This is a genomic window from Xanthomonas translucens pv. cerealis, from assembly GCF_006838285.1.
Lineage (GTDB): Bacteria > Pseudomonadota > Gammaproteobacteria > Xanthomonadales > Xanthomonadaceae > Xanthomonas_A > Xanthomonas_A cerealis.
In genome coordinates this window covers 4,287,379-4,301,623 of the sequence record NZ_CP038228.1, presented here as the reverse complement: position 1 = coordinate 4,301,623, position 14,245 = coordinate 4,287,379, and the positions used below count along the sequence as shown (strand labels likewise).

Sequence of the window (14,245 nt, the reverse complement as noted above, 5' to 3'; positions counted from 1 at the left end):
TGCGTGCGGTTGCAAGAAGGACGGCCATGAATGCGTCGCTGCTGGCATCGAGCTACTCGCATTAGCACGATCTGGCAGAGGAGGGTGTTTTTTGGATTTATCGCGCAAAAAAAATCCCCGTCCTTTTGGGACGGGGATTAGGGGTAAAGCCCCTGGCGATGACCTACTCTCGCATGGCTTGAGCCACACTACCATCGGCGCAGCTGCGTTTCACTTCCGAGTTCGGGATGGGATCGGGTGGTTCCACAGCGCTAATTTCACCAGGGAGACGGTTGGAGTGTCGCCTGGTTGTGTCTTCTGACAAGGCACGGAAGTGCGGATTGTCTGGAAGACGGCAACTGGCGCCAGCCTCTCATAGGGTGTGACGTAGCGAGCGTTTGGATAGCTATCGACGTGTGTCGTGCTAAGGGATGCTTGGAAGCACCTTGAGGTTATATGGTCAAGCCGCACGGATCATTAGTATCAGTTAGCTCAATGCATTGCTGCACTTACACACCTGACCTATCAACCACGTAGTCTACATGGTTCCTTAAGGGGGCTTGTGCCCCGGGAAGTCTCATCTTGAGGCGCGCTTCCCGCTTAGATGCTTTCAGCGGTTATCGCTTCCGAACATAGCTACCCGGCAATGCCACTGGCGTGACAACCGGAACACCAGAGGTTCGTCCACTCCGGTCCTCTCGTACTAGGAGCAGCCCCTCTCAAACTTCCAACGCCCATGGCAGATAGGGACCGAACTGTCTCACGACGTTCTGAACCCAGCTCGCGTACCACTTTAAATGGCGAACAGCCATACCCTTGGGACCGACTACAGCCCCAGGATGTGATGAGCCGACATCGAGGTGCCAAACACCGCCGTCGATATGAACTCTTGGGCGGTATCAGCCTGTTATCCCCGGAGTACCTTTTATCCGTTGAGCGATGGCCCTTCCATACAGAACCACCGGATCACTAAGACCTACTTTCGTACCTGCTTGATCCGTCGATCTTGCAGTCAAGCACGCTTATGCCTTTGCACACAGTGCGCGATGTCCGACCGCGCTGAGCGTACCTTCGTGCTCCTCCGTTACTCTTTAGGAGGAGACCGCCCCAGTCAAACTACCCACCATACACGGTCCCCGATCCGGATAACGGACCTAGGTTAGAACGTCAAGCACGACAGGGTGGTATTTCAAGGTTGGCTCCACCACAGCTAGCGCCATGGTTTCGTAGCCTCCCACCTATCCTACACAGACGAACTCAACGTTCAGTGTAAAGCTATAGTAAAGGTTCACGGGGTCTTTCCGTCTTGCCACGGGAACGCTGCATCTTCACAGCGATTTCAATTTCACTGAGTCTCGGGTGGAGACAGCGCCGCTGTCGTTACGCCATTCGTGCAGGTCGGAACTTACCCGACAAGGAATTTCGCTACCTTAGGACCGTTATAGTTACGGCCGCCGTTTACTGGGGCTTCGATCAAGAGCTTCGCCTTGCGGCTGACCCCATCAATTAACCTTCCAGCACCGGGCAGGCGTCACACCCTATACGTCCACTTTCGTGTTTGCAGAGTGCTGTGTTTTTGATAAACAGTCGCAGCGGCCTGGTTTCTGCGACCCTCTTCAGCTATAGCTCGCATGAGCCACCAAAAAGGGTGCACCTTCTCCCGAAGTTACGGTGCCATGTTGCCTAGTTCCTTCACCCGAGTTCTCTCAAGCGCCTGAGAATTCTCATCCTACCCACCTGTGTCGGTTTACGGTACGGTCTGCGTAAGCTGAAGCTTAGGAGCTTTTCCTGGAAGCGTGGTATCAGTGACTTCGTCTAAAAGACTCGTCTCGGTGCTCGGTCTTAAAGGATCCCGGATTTGCCAAAGATCCAAACCTACCGCCTTTCCCCGGGACAACCAACGCCCGGTACACCTAACCTTCTCCGTCCCTCCATCGCACTTACGCGAGGTGCAGGAATATTAACCTGCTTCCCATCGACTACGGCTTTCGCCCTCGCCTTAGGGGCCGACTCACCCTGCGCCGATTAACGTTGCGCAAGGAAACCTTGGGCTTTCGGCGTGCGGGTTTTTCACCCGCATTATCGTTACTCATGTCAGCATTCGCACTTCCGATACCTCCAGCGGACTTCTCAATCCACCTTCAACGGCTTACGGAACGCTCCTCTACCGCGCATCGCTTATCGCGATGCACCCCAAGCTTCGGTTCACTGCTTAGCCCCGTTAAATCTTCCGCGCAGACCGACTCGACCAGTGAGCTATTACGCTTTCTTTAAAGGGTGGCTGCTTCTAAGCCAACCTCCTGGCTGTCTGTGCCTTTCCACATCGTTTTCCACTTAGCAGTGAATTTGGGACCTTAGCTGTGGGTCTGGGTTGTTTCCCTTTTCACGACGGACGTTAGCACCCGCCGTGTGTCTCCCGGATAGTACGTACTGGTATTCGGAGTTTGCAATGGTTTGGTAAGTCGCGATGACCCCCTAGCCATAACAGTGCTCTACCCCCAGCAGTATTCGTCCGAGGCGCTACCTAAATAGCTTTCGAGGAGAACCAGCTATCTCCGGGTTCGATTAGCTTTTCACTCCTAATCACACCTCATCCCCTACCTTTGCAACGGGAGTGGGTTCGGGCCTCCAGTCAGTGTTACCTGACCTTCACCCTGGGCATGACTAGATCACCCGGTTTCGGGTCTACTGCCCGCGACTATGCGCCCTTATCAGACTCGGTTTCCCTTCGCCTCCCCTATACGGTTAAGCTTGCCACGAACAGTAAGTCGCTGACCCATTATACAAAAGGTACGCAGTCACTCTTGCGAGCTCCTACTGCTTGTACGCACACGGTTTCAGGATCTATTTCACTCCCCTCTCCGGGGTTCTTTTCGCCTTTCCCTCACGGTACTGGTTCACTATCGGTCGGTCAGGAGTATTTAGCCTTGGAGGATGGTCCCCCCATATTCAGACAGGGTTTCACGTGCCCCGCCCTACTCGTCTTCACTGGAATGGCCCTTTTAAATACAGGGCTATCACCTTCTATGGCCAACCTTTCCAGGTTGTTTTTCTAGAACCATACCAGCTTAAGGGCTAGTCCCCGTTCGCTCGTCACTACTTAGGGAATCTCGGTTGATTTCTTTTCCTCCGGTTACTTAGATATTTCAGTTCACCGGGTTCGCTTCCAGCAGCTATGTATTCACTGCAGGATACTGCCGAAGCAGTGGGTTTCCCCATTCGGACATTGCCGGATCAAAGCTTGTTGCCAGCTCCCCGACACTTTTCGCAGGCTGCCACGTCCTTCATCGCCTCTGACCGCCAAGGCATCCACCGTGTGCGCTTATTCGCTTGACCATATAACCTCAAGTTGCCTCAAGGTCATGCTGAGTCCGGGGGTACAAAACCCGGACGCGAACTATAACGACTCAATTTCTAGGGACTCGAAGTCCCCGCCTTAGCCACAACGACACGTCAAGATAGTTTGATCTCAAACGCTCGCTACGTCACAAATTTTAAAAGAACATACTCCAGCCTCACTGCTGGCGCATCTTAAATTCTTAGTGTGCTTCTTACATTCAGAGTGGTGGGTCTGGGAGGACTCGAACCACCGACCTCACCCTTATCAGGGGTGCGCTCTAACCACCTGAGCTACAGACCCAAAGTCTTTGCTCTCGCAGGTCCCTTAGACTGTCCGCACACGCAGGTACGGGCGTTTGCAGAGGGATCTGCAATCTGGTGGAGCCAGTCGGGATCGAACCGACGACCCCCTGCTTGCAAAGCAGGTGCTCTCCCAGCTGAGCTATGGCCCCGAAATCGGGGTGCTCCGCCCTGTGGCGGAACTCTCTGAATGCAGGTTACTTGTGAGGACGCCTGTAGGCGTAGTTGTCATGCTCAAAAGGAGGTGATCCAGCCGCACCTTCCGATACGGCTACCTTGTTACGACTTCACCCCAGTCATCGGCCACACCGTGGCAAGCGCCCTCCCGAAGGTTAAGCTACCTGCTTCTGGTGCAACAAACTCCCATGGTGTGACGGGCGGTGTGTACAAGGCCCGGGAACGTATTCACCGCAGCAATGCTGATCTGCGATTACTAGCGATTCCGACTTCATGGAGTCGAGTTGCAGACTCCAATCCGGACTGAGATGAGGTTTCTGGGATTGGCTTACTCTCGCGAGCTTGCAGCCCTCTGTCCTCACCATTGTAGTACGTGTGTAGCCCTGGTCGTAAGGGCCATGATGACTTGACGTCATCCCCACCTTCCTCCGGTTTGTCACCGGCGGTCTCCTTAGAGTTCCCACCATTACGTGCTGGCAACTAAGGACAAGGGTTGCGCTCGTTGCGGGACTTAACCCAACATCTCACGACACGAGCTGACGACAGCCATGCAGCACCTGTCTCACGGTTCCCGAAGGCACCAATCCATCTCTGGAAAGTTCCGTGGATGTCAAGACCAGGTAAGGTTCTTCGCGTTGCATCGAATTAAACCACATACTCCACCGCTTGTGCGGGCCCCCGTCAATTCCTTTGAGTTTCAGTCTTGCGACCGTACTCCCCAGGCGGCGAACTTAACGCGTTAGCTTCGATACTGCGTGCCAAGTTGCACCCAACATCCAGTTCGCATCGTTTAGGGCGTGGACTACCAGGGTATCTAATCCTGTTTGCTCCCCACGCTTTCGTGCCTCAGTGTCAGTGTTGGTCCAGATGGCCGCCTTCGCCACAGATGTTCCTCCCGATCTCTACGCATTTCACTGCTACACCGGGAATTCCGCCATCCTCTACCACACTCTAGTTGCCCAGTATCCACTGCAATTCCCAGGTTGAGCCCAGGGCTTTCACAACGGACTTAAACAACCACCTACGCACGCTTTACGCCCAGTAATTCCGAGTAACGCTTGCACCCTTCGTATTACCGCGGCTGCTGGCACGAAGTTAGCCGGTGCTTATTCTTTGGGTACCGTCAGAACAATCGGGTATTAACCGACTGCTTTTCTTTCCCAACAAAAGGGCTTTACAACCCGAAGGCCTTCTTCACCCACGCGGCATGGCTGGATCAGGCTTGCGCCCATTGTCCAATATTCCCCACTGCTGCCTCCCGTAGGAGTCTGGACCGTGTCTCAGTTCCAGTGTGGCTGATCATCCTCTCAGACCAGCTACGGATCGTCGCCTTGGTGGGCCTTTACCCCGCCAACTAGCTAATCCGACATCGGCTCATCTATCCGCGCGAAGCCCGAAGGTCCTCCGCTTTCACCCTAAGGTCGTATGCGGTATTAGCGTAAGTTTCCCTACGTTATCCCCCACGAAAAGGTAGATTCCGATGTATTCCTCACCCGTCCGCCACTCGCCACCCATGGTATTGCTACCACTGTGCTGCCGTTCGACTTGCATGTGTTAGGCCTGCCGCCAGCGTTCACTCTGAGCCAGGATCAAACTCTTCACTTAAAATTACAGACCCGAAGGCCAATACTTTGATATGCAGAGTTCAAACCAAGCTTACGTATCGCTTGCTTAGCAATTGATTTGTTGCTCTTGATTCGAACGTCTGCAAGATGGACATACTTCCACCTGCAGGCGCCCTCACAAGTTACCTGCGCACACTGTCAAAGAACTTGGGGGCCGGCCTCAGCGCCTTTCCCGTTCCGCCGCGACGTTTCCGTCGTAGCGAGCCGCCCATTATAGCGGGCTTTTTCTTGCCGTCAACACCTCGTTTCGGAGGGCTTGACGCCGATTCAACTCAAACCCCGAAGGCTTTTCGCTGAACCGAGCCGCACATCATAACGGCTTTTTTGTTGCCGTCAATACCTTTTTGATGAGGTTTTTGACGGCCCCGCCGCGTCGCTGCTGCGTTGCCGCAAGGCGTTGCGTCGGGTGGAGGGAAAGTATGGCCCCAAACCCGTCGCTTGGGAAGGGGGTGTGAAAGATTTTTTCACTGCACCGTCTCAGGACGCGCCGATGCGATGCACACAAAGACGCAGTTCGCAGCCCAGGCTCTACTACTTAAGGCTGTCACCGCGATGGCGGCGCTCAGCCGCCATCGCGCTCAGGCCAAGACCAGGCGCACGCGTGCGAAGGTCCGCTTGCCGACCTGCAGCACGCCTTCGAATCCGGGCACGAAGCTGTGCTGCGGGTCTTCCACCACCTCGCCCTCCACGCGTACCGCGCGCTCCTTGAGCTTGCGGCTGGCTTCGGAGTTGCTGGCGGTCAGCCCCGCGGCGGTCAACAGCGCGGTGATGCGCAGGCCTTCCGCCGGCACCACCACGTCCTGCAGCGGCAATGCGCTGGTGTCGCCCTGCCCGGTCACCACCGCATGCCAGCCGACGATGGCCCGCTCGGCCGCCGCCGCATCGTGGAAGCGCGTGGTCAGCTCGCGGGCCAGGCGCAGCTTCACTTCGCGCGGGTGCAATGCGCCGGCCTGTACCTGCCGCTTCAGTTCCCGCGCTTCGCTCAGGCTTATATTGAAGGACAGCAGCTCGATCCAGCGCCACATCAGCTCGTCGCCGATCTTCATGGTCTTGGTGACGATGTCGATCGCCGGCTCGCTGATGCCGATGTAGTTGCCCAGCGACTTGGACATCTTGTTGACCCCGTCCAGGCCCTCCAGCAACGGCATGGTCAGCACGATCTGCGCCGGCTGCCCGTAATGCTCCTGCAGGCCACGCCCCATCAGCAGGTTGAATTTCTGGTCGGTGCCGCCGAGCTCGACATCGGCCTTCAAGGCCACCGAATCGTAGCCCTGCACCAGCGGATACAGGAATTCATGGATGGCGATGGACTGTTGCGCGGCATAGCGCTTGGCGAAGTCGTCGCGCTCGAGCATGCGCGCCACCGTGTGCTGCCCGGCCAGGCGGATCATGTCGGCCGCGCTCATCTGTCCGAACCATTCGGAATTGAAGCGCACTTCGGTGCGCTCGCGGTCCAGCACCTTGAACACCTGCTCCTCATAAGTGCGCGCGTTGGCGAGCACGTCCTCGCGAGTCAGCGGCTTGCGGGTAACGTTCTTGCCGGTGGGGTCGCCGATCATGCCGGTGAAGTCGCCGATCAGGAAAATCGCCTGATGGCCCAGCTGTTGGAACTGACGCATCTTGTTCAGCAACACGGTGTGGCCGATGTGCAGATCGGGCGCGGTCGGATCGAAACCGGCCTTGACCCGCAGCGGGCGGCCCGCGTGCAGCCGCGCTTCCAGTTCCTCGCGCTTGAGGATTTCGTCGGCACCGCGGCCGATCAGGGCAAGAGACTCTTCAATCGTGGACAAAACGGAACTCCGACGGGTTGCCGCCAGGCAACATGAATGGCGTTAAATGCGAGTTAACCGCGCGTCCGGCGAAAACCTGAGCCGGTTCAATGGTTTGACGCGCTGTAGATCGATGTTTATGGTAGCCGAGTTTTGAGCTCGCGCTTCGAGCTCACGAGGAAGCTTTGATGCAGAACAGCGAAACCGAACAGGAACGCGCGCGCAAGCAGCGCTTCCAGCAACGTCTCCATGTACTTCACGACACCGCACTGCATCGTCAGCTGAGCCAACATCTCCCCGCCGGGCGCTGGACGCGCCGCCACTGGATCCACGCCAGCCTGTTCGCCACCATCGGCGCGCTGGTGTCCACGATCGTGCCCGGCTTCTCCAATGCGATCGACGCGCCGCTGCAGACCACGCACGCGACCCTGGCGCTGCCATTGCCGCCGATCTCGCTGGCCCAGCAGCAGGGCGTGGCCGGCGACAGCTGGCAGGTGGTGCGGATCCAGCCTGGGCAGACGCTGGGCGCGGTGTTCGAACAGCTCGACATCCCGGCCACGGTGATGCACCAGGTACTGGATCACCCCGGCACGCGTGAGGCGCTGACCAAGCTGCGCCCCGGCGCCGAGATCGGCTTCGACCTGCCGGTGGCCGGCAGCCTGCGCGGGATCCGCTTCGACCGCGACGCCACCCATCGCGTGGAACTGTCGCTGCTCGGCGACAATATCCGCGAGAAGGTGACCGAGCGCGAAACCAGCACCCGCACCGCGGTCATCAGCGGCGAAATCACCAGCTCGCTGTACGTGGCCGCGCGCAAGGCCGGACTGTCGCCGGCGGCGATCGCGACGATGACCGACGATATCTTCAAGTACGACATCGACTTCGACAAGGATCTTCAGCCGGGCGACCGTTTCAGCGTGGTGATGGACGAGACCTGGCGCGAAGGCGAGCGGATCGACACCAGCAAGATCCTGGCAGCGACCTTCACCACCAGCGGCAAGACCTACAGCGGCTTCCGCTTCGAGCGCGACGGCAAGCCGGCCGAGTACTTCGACGTCAGCGGGCGGCCGCTGAAGAAGAGCTTCATCCGCATGCCGGTGTCCTACAGCCGGATCAGCTCGACCTTCGGCGCGCGCAAGCATCCGGTGCTGGGCACCATGCGCATGCACAAGGGCATCGACTACGCGGCGCCGTCGGGCACGCCGATCATGGCCGCCGGCGATGCGCGGGTGCAGTTCGTCGGCACCCAGCACGGCTACGGCAACGTGGTGATCCTGGACCACGGCAAGGGCTACAGCACGCTATACGGGCACATGTCGCGCTTCGGCGCAATCAAGCCCGGCCAGCGCATCAACCAGGGCACGGTGATCGGCTTCGTCGGCATGACCGGCATGGCCACCGGCCCACACCTGCACTACGAATTCCGCGTGGACGGCGTGCAGCGCAATCCGGCGTCGGTGACGATGCCGCCGCCGACGCCGCTGGCCGGTGCGGAGTTGGTCGCGTTCCGTGCGCAGACCTCGCCGGCGCTTGCACGCATCCAGCGCGTGGAAAAGCTGATCTACGCCGACGCCATGCCGGCGCAGGACGGCCCACCGGCAAAGAAGAAAAAGGCGGTCGCCTCGGTTAGGCCGGCGCACTCCAGCGACGCCGGCTGAGCCGCGCGTCGATTCCGCGATGGCGGCGTGGATTGACGCGCTGCCATCCCTCGCCCACGCTGCGCTGCCGACCGCCGCCTGGTGCCCCGCAATGCCCGATCCGACCGCACTCGACGACGCATCCGTGTTCCTGGGCCTGATGTCCGGCACCAGCGCCGATGGCATCGACGCTGCGCTGGTGCGTTTCGATCGCGCCGGGCAGGCGCAGCTGCGCCTGGGCCGCACCTATGCCTGGGCGCCGCGCCAACGCAAAGCGCTGATCGCACTGGGCGAAGGCGGTGAGATCGATTCGCTGGACACGCTGGGCCGGCTCGATGCGCAAGTGGCGATCGCCTTCGCCGACGCGGCGCTGCAATTGCTCGAGGAAGCCGGCGTCGCGCCTGCGGCAGTGCGCGCGATCGGCTCGCACGGTCAGACCGTGCGCCACCGGCCGCTGGCCGACCCCGCCTTCACCTGGCAACTGGGCGACGGCAATCGCATCGCCGAGCTGACCGGGATCGCCACGGTGTGCGACTTCCGCCGCCGCGACGTCGCCGCAGGCGGCCATGGCGCGCCGCTGATGCCGGCCTTCCATGCGGCGATGCTCGGCGCGGCGCACGAGGACCGCGCGGTGCTGAACCTGGGCGGGATCGGCAACCTGACCTTGCTGCCGGCGCACGGCGACGTGCGCGGATTTGACACCGGCCCGGCCAACGCGCTGCTCGATGCCTGGTGCCAGCGCCATCTGGGCCAGCCCTACGATGCCGGCGGCGCCTTCGCCGCCAGCGGCCAGGTTGACGACGGCCTGCTGCGGCGCTTGCTGGCCGACCCCTGGTTCGCGCTGACCCCACCCAAGAGTACCGGCCGCGAGCAGTTCCACCTACGCTGGGTGGATGCGCTGCTGGAGCCGGCCGCGCATCCGGCCGCGGCGGTACAGGCAACCTTGCTGGAGCTGACCGCGGCCACCGTGGCCGACGCGCTGCTGGCGCAGCAGCCGGCGACACGGCAACTGATGGTGTGCGGCGGCGGCGTGCACAACCCGCTGTTGCTGGCGCGGCTGCAGGCGCGGCTGCCGGGCGTGCAGGTGCTGTCCACGCAGTCGCTGGGCCTGGATCCGGACTACGTGGAAGCGATGGGCTTCGCCTGGCTGGCGCGACAAACCCTGGCCGGATTGCCCGGCAACCTGCCTTCGGTCAGCGGCGCGCGCGGGCCGCGCATCCTGGGCGCGATCCACCTGGCCTGACGGCGGCGGCACCGATCAGCGCCATGGGCGCCGATGCGCGGCTCAGAAGCCGGCGCCGGCCGGCAGTTCGCGCAACGCGGCGATCGCCTCGGACAAGGCATCCACTTCCGGATTCTCGAAGCCGCTGCGCACCTCGTGCGCGCTGGCGAACAGGCCCTGCTCGATCAGGTTGAGCACGGTCTGGTGCTGGGTCCAGCCGCGCGCAACGGCGATGCGGCGAATCCGATCGACCAGGATCGGGTCGATGTCGCGCAGCAGCAGATCAGTCATACGGACTCCCGAACGGACGGCGGCGCACCCCATGCGCCGCCGAGCATCATCCGCAAGTCCGGGCGGGCTTTCAATCCGCCTGCGGCGCGGCGGGCGCCGATTGTTCGCGGATCCGCGGCCACAGCCAGGCCAGCAGCAGCATGGTCGGGATCACCGTGAACGCGCTGAGCACGAAGAAGGTGCTGTAGGAGGTGGCCTCGACGATGTAGCCGGAGGCGCCGCCGACGAACTTGCCGGGCAGATTGGCCAGCGACACCAGCAGCGCGTACTGGGTGGCGGTGAAGTTGCGGTCGGTGAGCGACGACATGAACGCGACCAGCACCGTGCCGGCGAAGCCCTGGAACAGGTTGTCGGCGCTGAGCGCGGCGTAGAACGACCACAGCTGCCCGGGATGGTGGGCCATCAGCAGGAACGCCAGGTTGGACAGCGCCACGCCCAGCGCGGCGACGAACAGCATGCGCCGGAAGCCGAACGCCGCCACCGCCAGGCCGCCAGCGAAGGCGCCGGCGATGCCCATCCACACCCCGAACAGCTTGGAGACGGTGGCGATGTCGGCCTTGCTGAAACCCGAATCCAGGTAGAACGGCCCGGACATCACCCCGATCACTTGGTCGGGGAACTTGAACAGGCCCACGAACAGCAGCAGCCCCAGGCCCAGCGCCAGGCCGTTGCTGCTGAAGAAGCTGGAGATCGGCTGCCAGAACGCGCCGACCACATCGATCTTGCGCACCACCGTGGCCACCGGCACCTCCGGTTCGCGGCACAGCAAGGTGGTGGCGATCGGCAGCAGCATCAGCCCGGCCATGACCAGATAGGCCAGGGTCCAGTTGCCGAACTGGGCCAGGTACAGCGCGCCGGCGCCGGACAGGATCAGTCCGATGCGGTAGCCGAAGGTGTAGGTCGCGGCGAGCGCAGCCTGCGCCGAAGCCGGGGCGATCTCAATCCGGTACGCATCGACCACCGAATCCTGGGTGGCGCCGGCGAAGGAGGCGATCAGCACCCACAGCACCAGGCCGCCGATGCTCAGCTCCGGGCGCATCAGCGCCAGCGCCGCCAGGCCGATCGTGACCCCCAGCTGCGACACCAGCAGCCACGAGCGGCGCCGGCCCAGGAACGCGACCAGCGGGAACGGATAGCGGTCCAGCAGTGGCGCCCACAGGAACTTGAGCAGGTAGAAGAAGCTGGCCAGGCTGATCAGGCCGATGCTGCCCAGGTCCAGGCCGACATCGCGCAGGCGCGTGGACAGGGTCTGCGAGGCGATCAGCAGGAACGGCAGGCCGCTGCCGAACCCGAGCAGCGCCATGGTCGCCGCCGACGGCGTGGCGAAGGCGCGCCTGATCCCGGCCCAGCCCTTGTAGGACGCCGGCGCGGACGCGGTTCCGCTCATTCGCGGTAGTCCACCACGAACGGCGCATGGTCGGAGAAGCGCTGCGCGGTGTAGATCGCGCAGCCCTGCAGGCGCTCGCGCAGCGACGGCGTGACGAACTGGTAGTCGATACGCCAACCCACGTCGTTGGCGCGCGCAGCGCCGCGGTTGCTCCACCAGGTGTAGTCCTGACCATCTGGGTGCAGCGCGCGGTACGCGTCGACCCAGCCGCGGCCGCTGACCGGGTCGGTGTCTTCGGCGCAGTCGGCGCACAGGCCGTTGAGCCAGTCGCGCTCGGCCGGCAGGCAGCCGGAATTCTTCTGGTTGGACTTCCAGTTCTTGATGTCCAGCGCCGAGCGCACGATGTTCCAGTCGCCGCACAGCACGTAGTCGCGGCCGCTGGCGAGCCATTCGGCCAGGATCGGCCGCAGCCAATCCATGACCTGGAACTTGTAGCCCTGGCGCAGTTCGCCGGACGAGCCGGAGGGGATGTAGAACGAGACCACGCTGAGGTTGCCGAAGCGCGCTTCCAGGTAGCGGCCCTCCTCGTCGAACTCGGGCCAGCCCAGCGCGGTGCGCACCTCGTCGGGCTCGCGCTTGCTGTAGATGGCCACGCCGCTGTAGCCCTTCTTGGTGCTGGCATCGCGGAACCAGACTCGATACCCCTGCGGCAGGAACGCCGGCCCGGCCAGCTGATGTTCCTGCGCCTTGGTTTCCTGCACGCACAGCACGTCGGCGTGCTGGCTGGAGAACCACTCGAAGAAGCCCTTGGTGGCGGCAGAACGCAGGCCGTTGGCGTTGAAACTGATGATGCGCATGGAGAGCCGGGAATGGGGAAAAGGGAAGGGGCAATCGGCAAAGCGTACCCCAGCAAGGCCGCGAAGACGGAACAACCGGCTATGCTTTTGACCATTGCTTATTCCCTATTGCCTACTCCCAGACCCCAATGACCAACTACCGGCAACGTTTCCTGCAATTGGCCCTGGATGCGCAGGCGCTGCGCTTCGGCGAGTTCACGCTGAAGTCCGGGCGCATCAGTCCCTATTTCTTCAATGCCGGGCGCTTCGATTCCGGGAGCACGGTGGCGCGCCTGGCGGCGTGCTACGCCGATGCGGCCGACGCCGCCGGGCTCGACTTCGACCTGCTGTTCGGCCCGGCCTACAAGGGCATCCCGCTGGCGACTGCGCTGGCCTGCGAGTACGCGCAGCGCGACCGCAACCTGCCGCTGGCATTCAACCGCAAGGAAGCCAAGACCCATGGCGAAGGCGGCAGCCTGATCGGCGCGCCGCTGGCCGGGCACCGGGTGCTGATCGTGGACGATGTGATCACCGCCGGCACCGCGATCCGCGAGGCGCTGGCGATCATCCGCGAGGCCGGCGGCATCCCGGCGGCGATCCTGGTCGCGCTGGACCGCCAGGAGATCGCCGGCGAGCACGACCGGCGCTCGGCGGCGCAGGCGGTGGCGGCGGAGGCCGGCGTCCCTGTGGTGTCGGTCGCGCACCTGGGCGATCTGCTTGCATTCATCGATGGAAACGCGGACCTTGTCGGCTTCCGCGAACCGCTGCTGGCCTATCGGGCACGCTACGGCTGCGATCCGTCAGGCTGACAGCAGGGGGCTGCCATGATGCCGATCCAACGACCACGGGCCCGGGCCGCGTTGCCGGTCCTGCTCGCACTGATTGCGCTGCCGGCCGCAGCGCAGCAGGCGTCATCCAAGAAACTGTACTGCTGGAACCAGAGCGGGCAGCGCATGTGCAGCGATGCGCTGCCGCCGGAAGCGGTGAACCAGGCGCGCGACGAATTCAATGCCAGGAGCGGGATGCGCAGCGGCGCGGTCGGCCGCGCGCTGAATGCCGAGGAGCGCGCCGCGGCCGCCGCCGATGCCGCGCAGCAGCGCGCCGATCAGGCGGCGCTGGAGACGCGCAAACGCACCGACCAGGCGATGCTGCTGTCGTTCCAGACCGAAGAGGAACTGCGCCGGGTGTTCTCCGAGCGTATCGGCATTGTCGACAACAACATCAACACCGCGCGCTACAACGTCAACAGCCTGCGCGAGAGCCTGGTCGGCCTGCTCGCCAGCGGCGGCGCGCGCGAGCTGGCCGGGCAGAAGGTGACCGGCAAGATCGTCGAGGACGTGCAGCAGCGGCATCGCGCGCTGCTGTGGCAGCTGCGCATGCAGAAGAACTTCGAGCAGCAGCGGCTCGGCCTGAACCAGGAAATCGACGACGCCCTGCAACGCTATCGTGCGGCGAAGCGGCCGGAAACCGGGACGGCGCCGGCTGCGTCGACGAGCAGCGGTTGAGCGCAGCGCGCGGCCAGCGACGGTAACCAGGTCGCCGCGGCAGGCAAGTCGTGACTGAAAGTCCCCCCCCCACAGTGCACCCAGCGAGTACGCCGCGCGTCCCTTGTGGGAGCGACTTCAACCGCGACGAGCGCAGCCCGCAATCGTTGCGCTCTCGGCAACTCTGTCGCGGGCTGACGCCCCTCCTCCAGCACGCCGCGTGCCGGCGGCGCTACGTCACCTCGCCCGGCGCGGCCGG

8 protein-coding genes, 2 tRNA genes and 3 rRNA genes are annotated in these 14,245 nt (G+C 62.5%); 4 read left to right on the top strand and 9 right to left on the bottom strand.

All coding sequences use genetic code 11. The features are described 5' to 3' along the window. Positions 1–150: 150 nt before the first annotated feature. From rrf to tyrS, 6 genes are all read right to left on the bottom strand, one after another. Positions 151–265: ribosomal RNA gene (rrf, locus tag E4A48_RS19025) — 5S ribosomal RNA — on the bottom strand. A gap of 170 nt (positions 266–435) precedes the next feature. Next, positions 436–3,315, bottom strand: a 23S ribosomal RNA gene (locus E4A48_RS19020). A gap of 227 nt (positions 3,316–3,542) precedes the next feature. After that, positions 3,543–3,619: transfer RNA gene (locus E4A48_RS19015), tRNA-Ile, on the bottom strand. A gap of 75 nt (positions 3,620–3,694) precedes the next feature. Next, a tRNA-Ala gene (locus tag E4A48_RS19010) sits at positions 3,695–3,770 on the bottom strand. Positions 3,771–3,855: 85 nt separating this feature from the next. Continuing rightward, a 16S ribosomal RNA gene (locus tag E4A48_RS19005) occupies positions 3,856–5,400 on the bottom strand. The 16S, 23S and 5S rRNA genes sit together here with 2 tRNA genes alongside, the layout of an rRNA operon. 598 nt (positions 5,401–5,998) lie before the next feature. Further along, positions 5,999–7,210 carry a tyrosine--tRNA ligase gene (tyrS, locus tag E4A48_RS19000; RefSeq protein WP_142742973.1) on the bottom strand — a complete coding sequence of 404 codons (1,212 nt, stop codon included), beginning with the start codon at positions 7,208–7,210 and terminating at the stop codon, positions 5,999–6,001. A 167-nt stretch (positions 7,211–7,377) separates the two neighbouring features. Here tyrS and E4A48_RS18995 point away from each other — a divergent pair, with 167 nt between their 5' ends. Beyond that, positions 7,378–8,847 carry a M23 family metallopeptidase gene (locus tag E4A48_RS18995; protein ID WP_142742972.1) on the top strand — a complete coding sequence of 490 codons (1,470 nt, stop codon included), beginning with the start codon at positions 7,378–7,380 and terminating at the stop codon, positions 8,845–8,847. 91 nt (positions 8,848–8,938) lie between these two features. After that, positions 8,939–10,069, top strand: a complete 1,131-nt coding sequence (locus E4A48_RS18990; protein ID WP_142742971.1) for an anhydro-N-acetylmuramic acid kinase — start codon at positions 8,939–8,941, stop codon at positions 10,067–10,069. Positions 10,070–10,111: 42 nt separating this feature from the next. Here E4A48_RS18990 and E4A48_RS18985 read toward each other — a convergent pair whose 3' ends face one another. The 3 genes from E4A48_RS18985 to E4A48_RS18975 all read right to left on the bottom strand — a co-directional run bounded on the left by E4A48_RS18985 (position 10,112) and on the right by E4A48_RS18975 (position 12,523). Beyond that, positions 10,112–10,339 (bottom strand): hypothetical protein, encoded by a 228-nt coding sequence (locus E4A48_RS18985; RefSeq protein WP_039006263.1) that lies wholly within the window; start codon positions 10,337–10,339, stop codon positions 10,112–10,114. Positions 10,340–10,409: 70 nt separating this feature from the next. After that, positions 10,410–11,726, bottom strand: coding sequence for an AmpG family muropeptide MFS transporter (locus E4A48_RS18980; protein WP_039006264.1), 1,317 nt, complete (start codon positions 11,724–11,726; stop codon positions 10,410–10,412). Further along, the gene (locus tag E4A48_RS18975; RefSeq protein WP_039006265.1) at positions 11,723–12,523 is read right to left on the bottom strand and encodes an exodeoxyribonuclease III; all 801 of its coding nucleotides are present in this window, start codon (positions 12,521–12,523) and stop codon (positions 11,723–11,725) included. Before E4A48_RS18975 ends, E4A48_RS18980 begins: the two co-directional genes overlap by 4 nt. A 128-nt stretch (positions 12,524–12,651) precedes the next feature. On the opposite strand from E4A48_RS18975, the gene pyrE reads away from it, so the two are divergent. Continuing rightward, complete coding sequence (pyrE, locus tag E4A48_RS18970) at positions 12,652–13,311, top strand: orotate phosphoribosyltransferase (RefSeq protein ID WP_058196730.1); 660 nt, start codon at positions 12,652–12,654, stop codon at positions 13,309–13,311. 15 nt (positions 13,312–13,326) lie between these two features. Next, positions 13,327–14,007: a hypothetical protein gene (locus E4A48_RS18965; RefSeq protein ID WP_039006267.1), complete on the top strand. Its 681-nt coding sequence runs from the start codon at positions 13,327–13,329 to the stop codon at positions 14,005–14,007. Positions 14,008–14,245 lie beyond the last annotated feature (238 nt).

Excerpts from the sequence above, each read along its gene's own strand:
- E4A48_RS18980 (WP_039006264.1), bottom strand. The coding sequence starts at position 11,726 with ATGAGCGGAACCGCGTCCGCGCCGGCGTCCTACAAGGGCTGGGCCGGG.
- E4A48_RS18995 (WP_142742972.1), top strand. The coding sequence starts at position 7,378 with ATGCAGAACAGCGAAACCGAACAGGAACGCGCGCGCAAGCAGCGCTTC.
- E4A48_RS18965 (WP_039006267.1), top strand. The coding sequence starts at position 13,327 with ATGATGCCGATCCAACGACCACGGGCCCGGGCCGCGTTGCCGGTCCTG.
- pyrE (WP_058196730.1), top strand. The coding sequence starts at position 12,652 with ATGACCAACTACCGGCAACGTTTCCTGCAATTGGCCCTGGATGCGCAG.
- E4A48_RS18990 (WP_142742971.1), top strand. The coding sequence starts at position 8,939 with ATGCCCGATCCGACCGCACTCGACGACGCATCCGTGTTCCTGGGCCTG.
- E4A48_RS18985 (WP_039006263.1), bottom strand. The coding sequence starts at position 10,339 with ATGACTGATCTGCTGCTGCGCGACATCGACCCGATCCTGGTCGATCGG.
- E4A48_RS18975 (WP_039006265.1), bottom strand. The coding sequence starts at position 12,523 with ATGCGCATCATCAGTTTCAACGCCAACGGCCTGCGTTCTGCCGCCACC.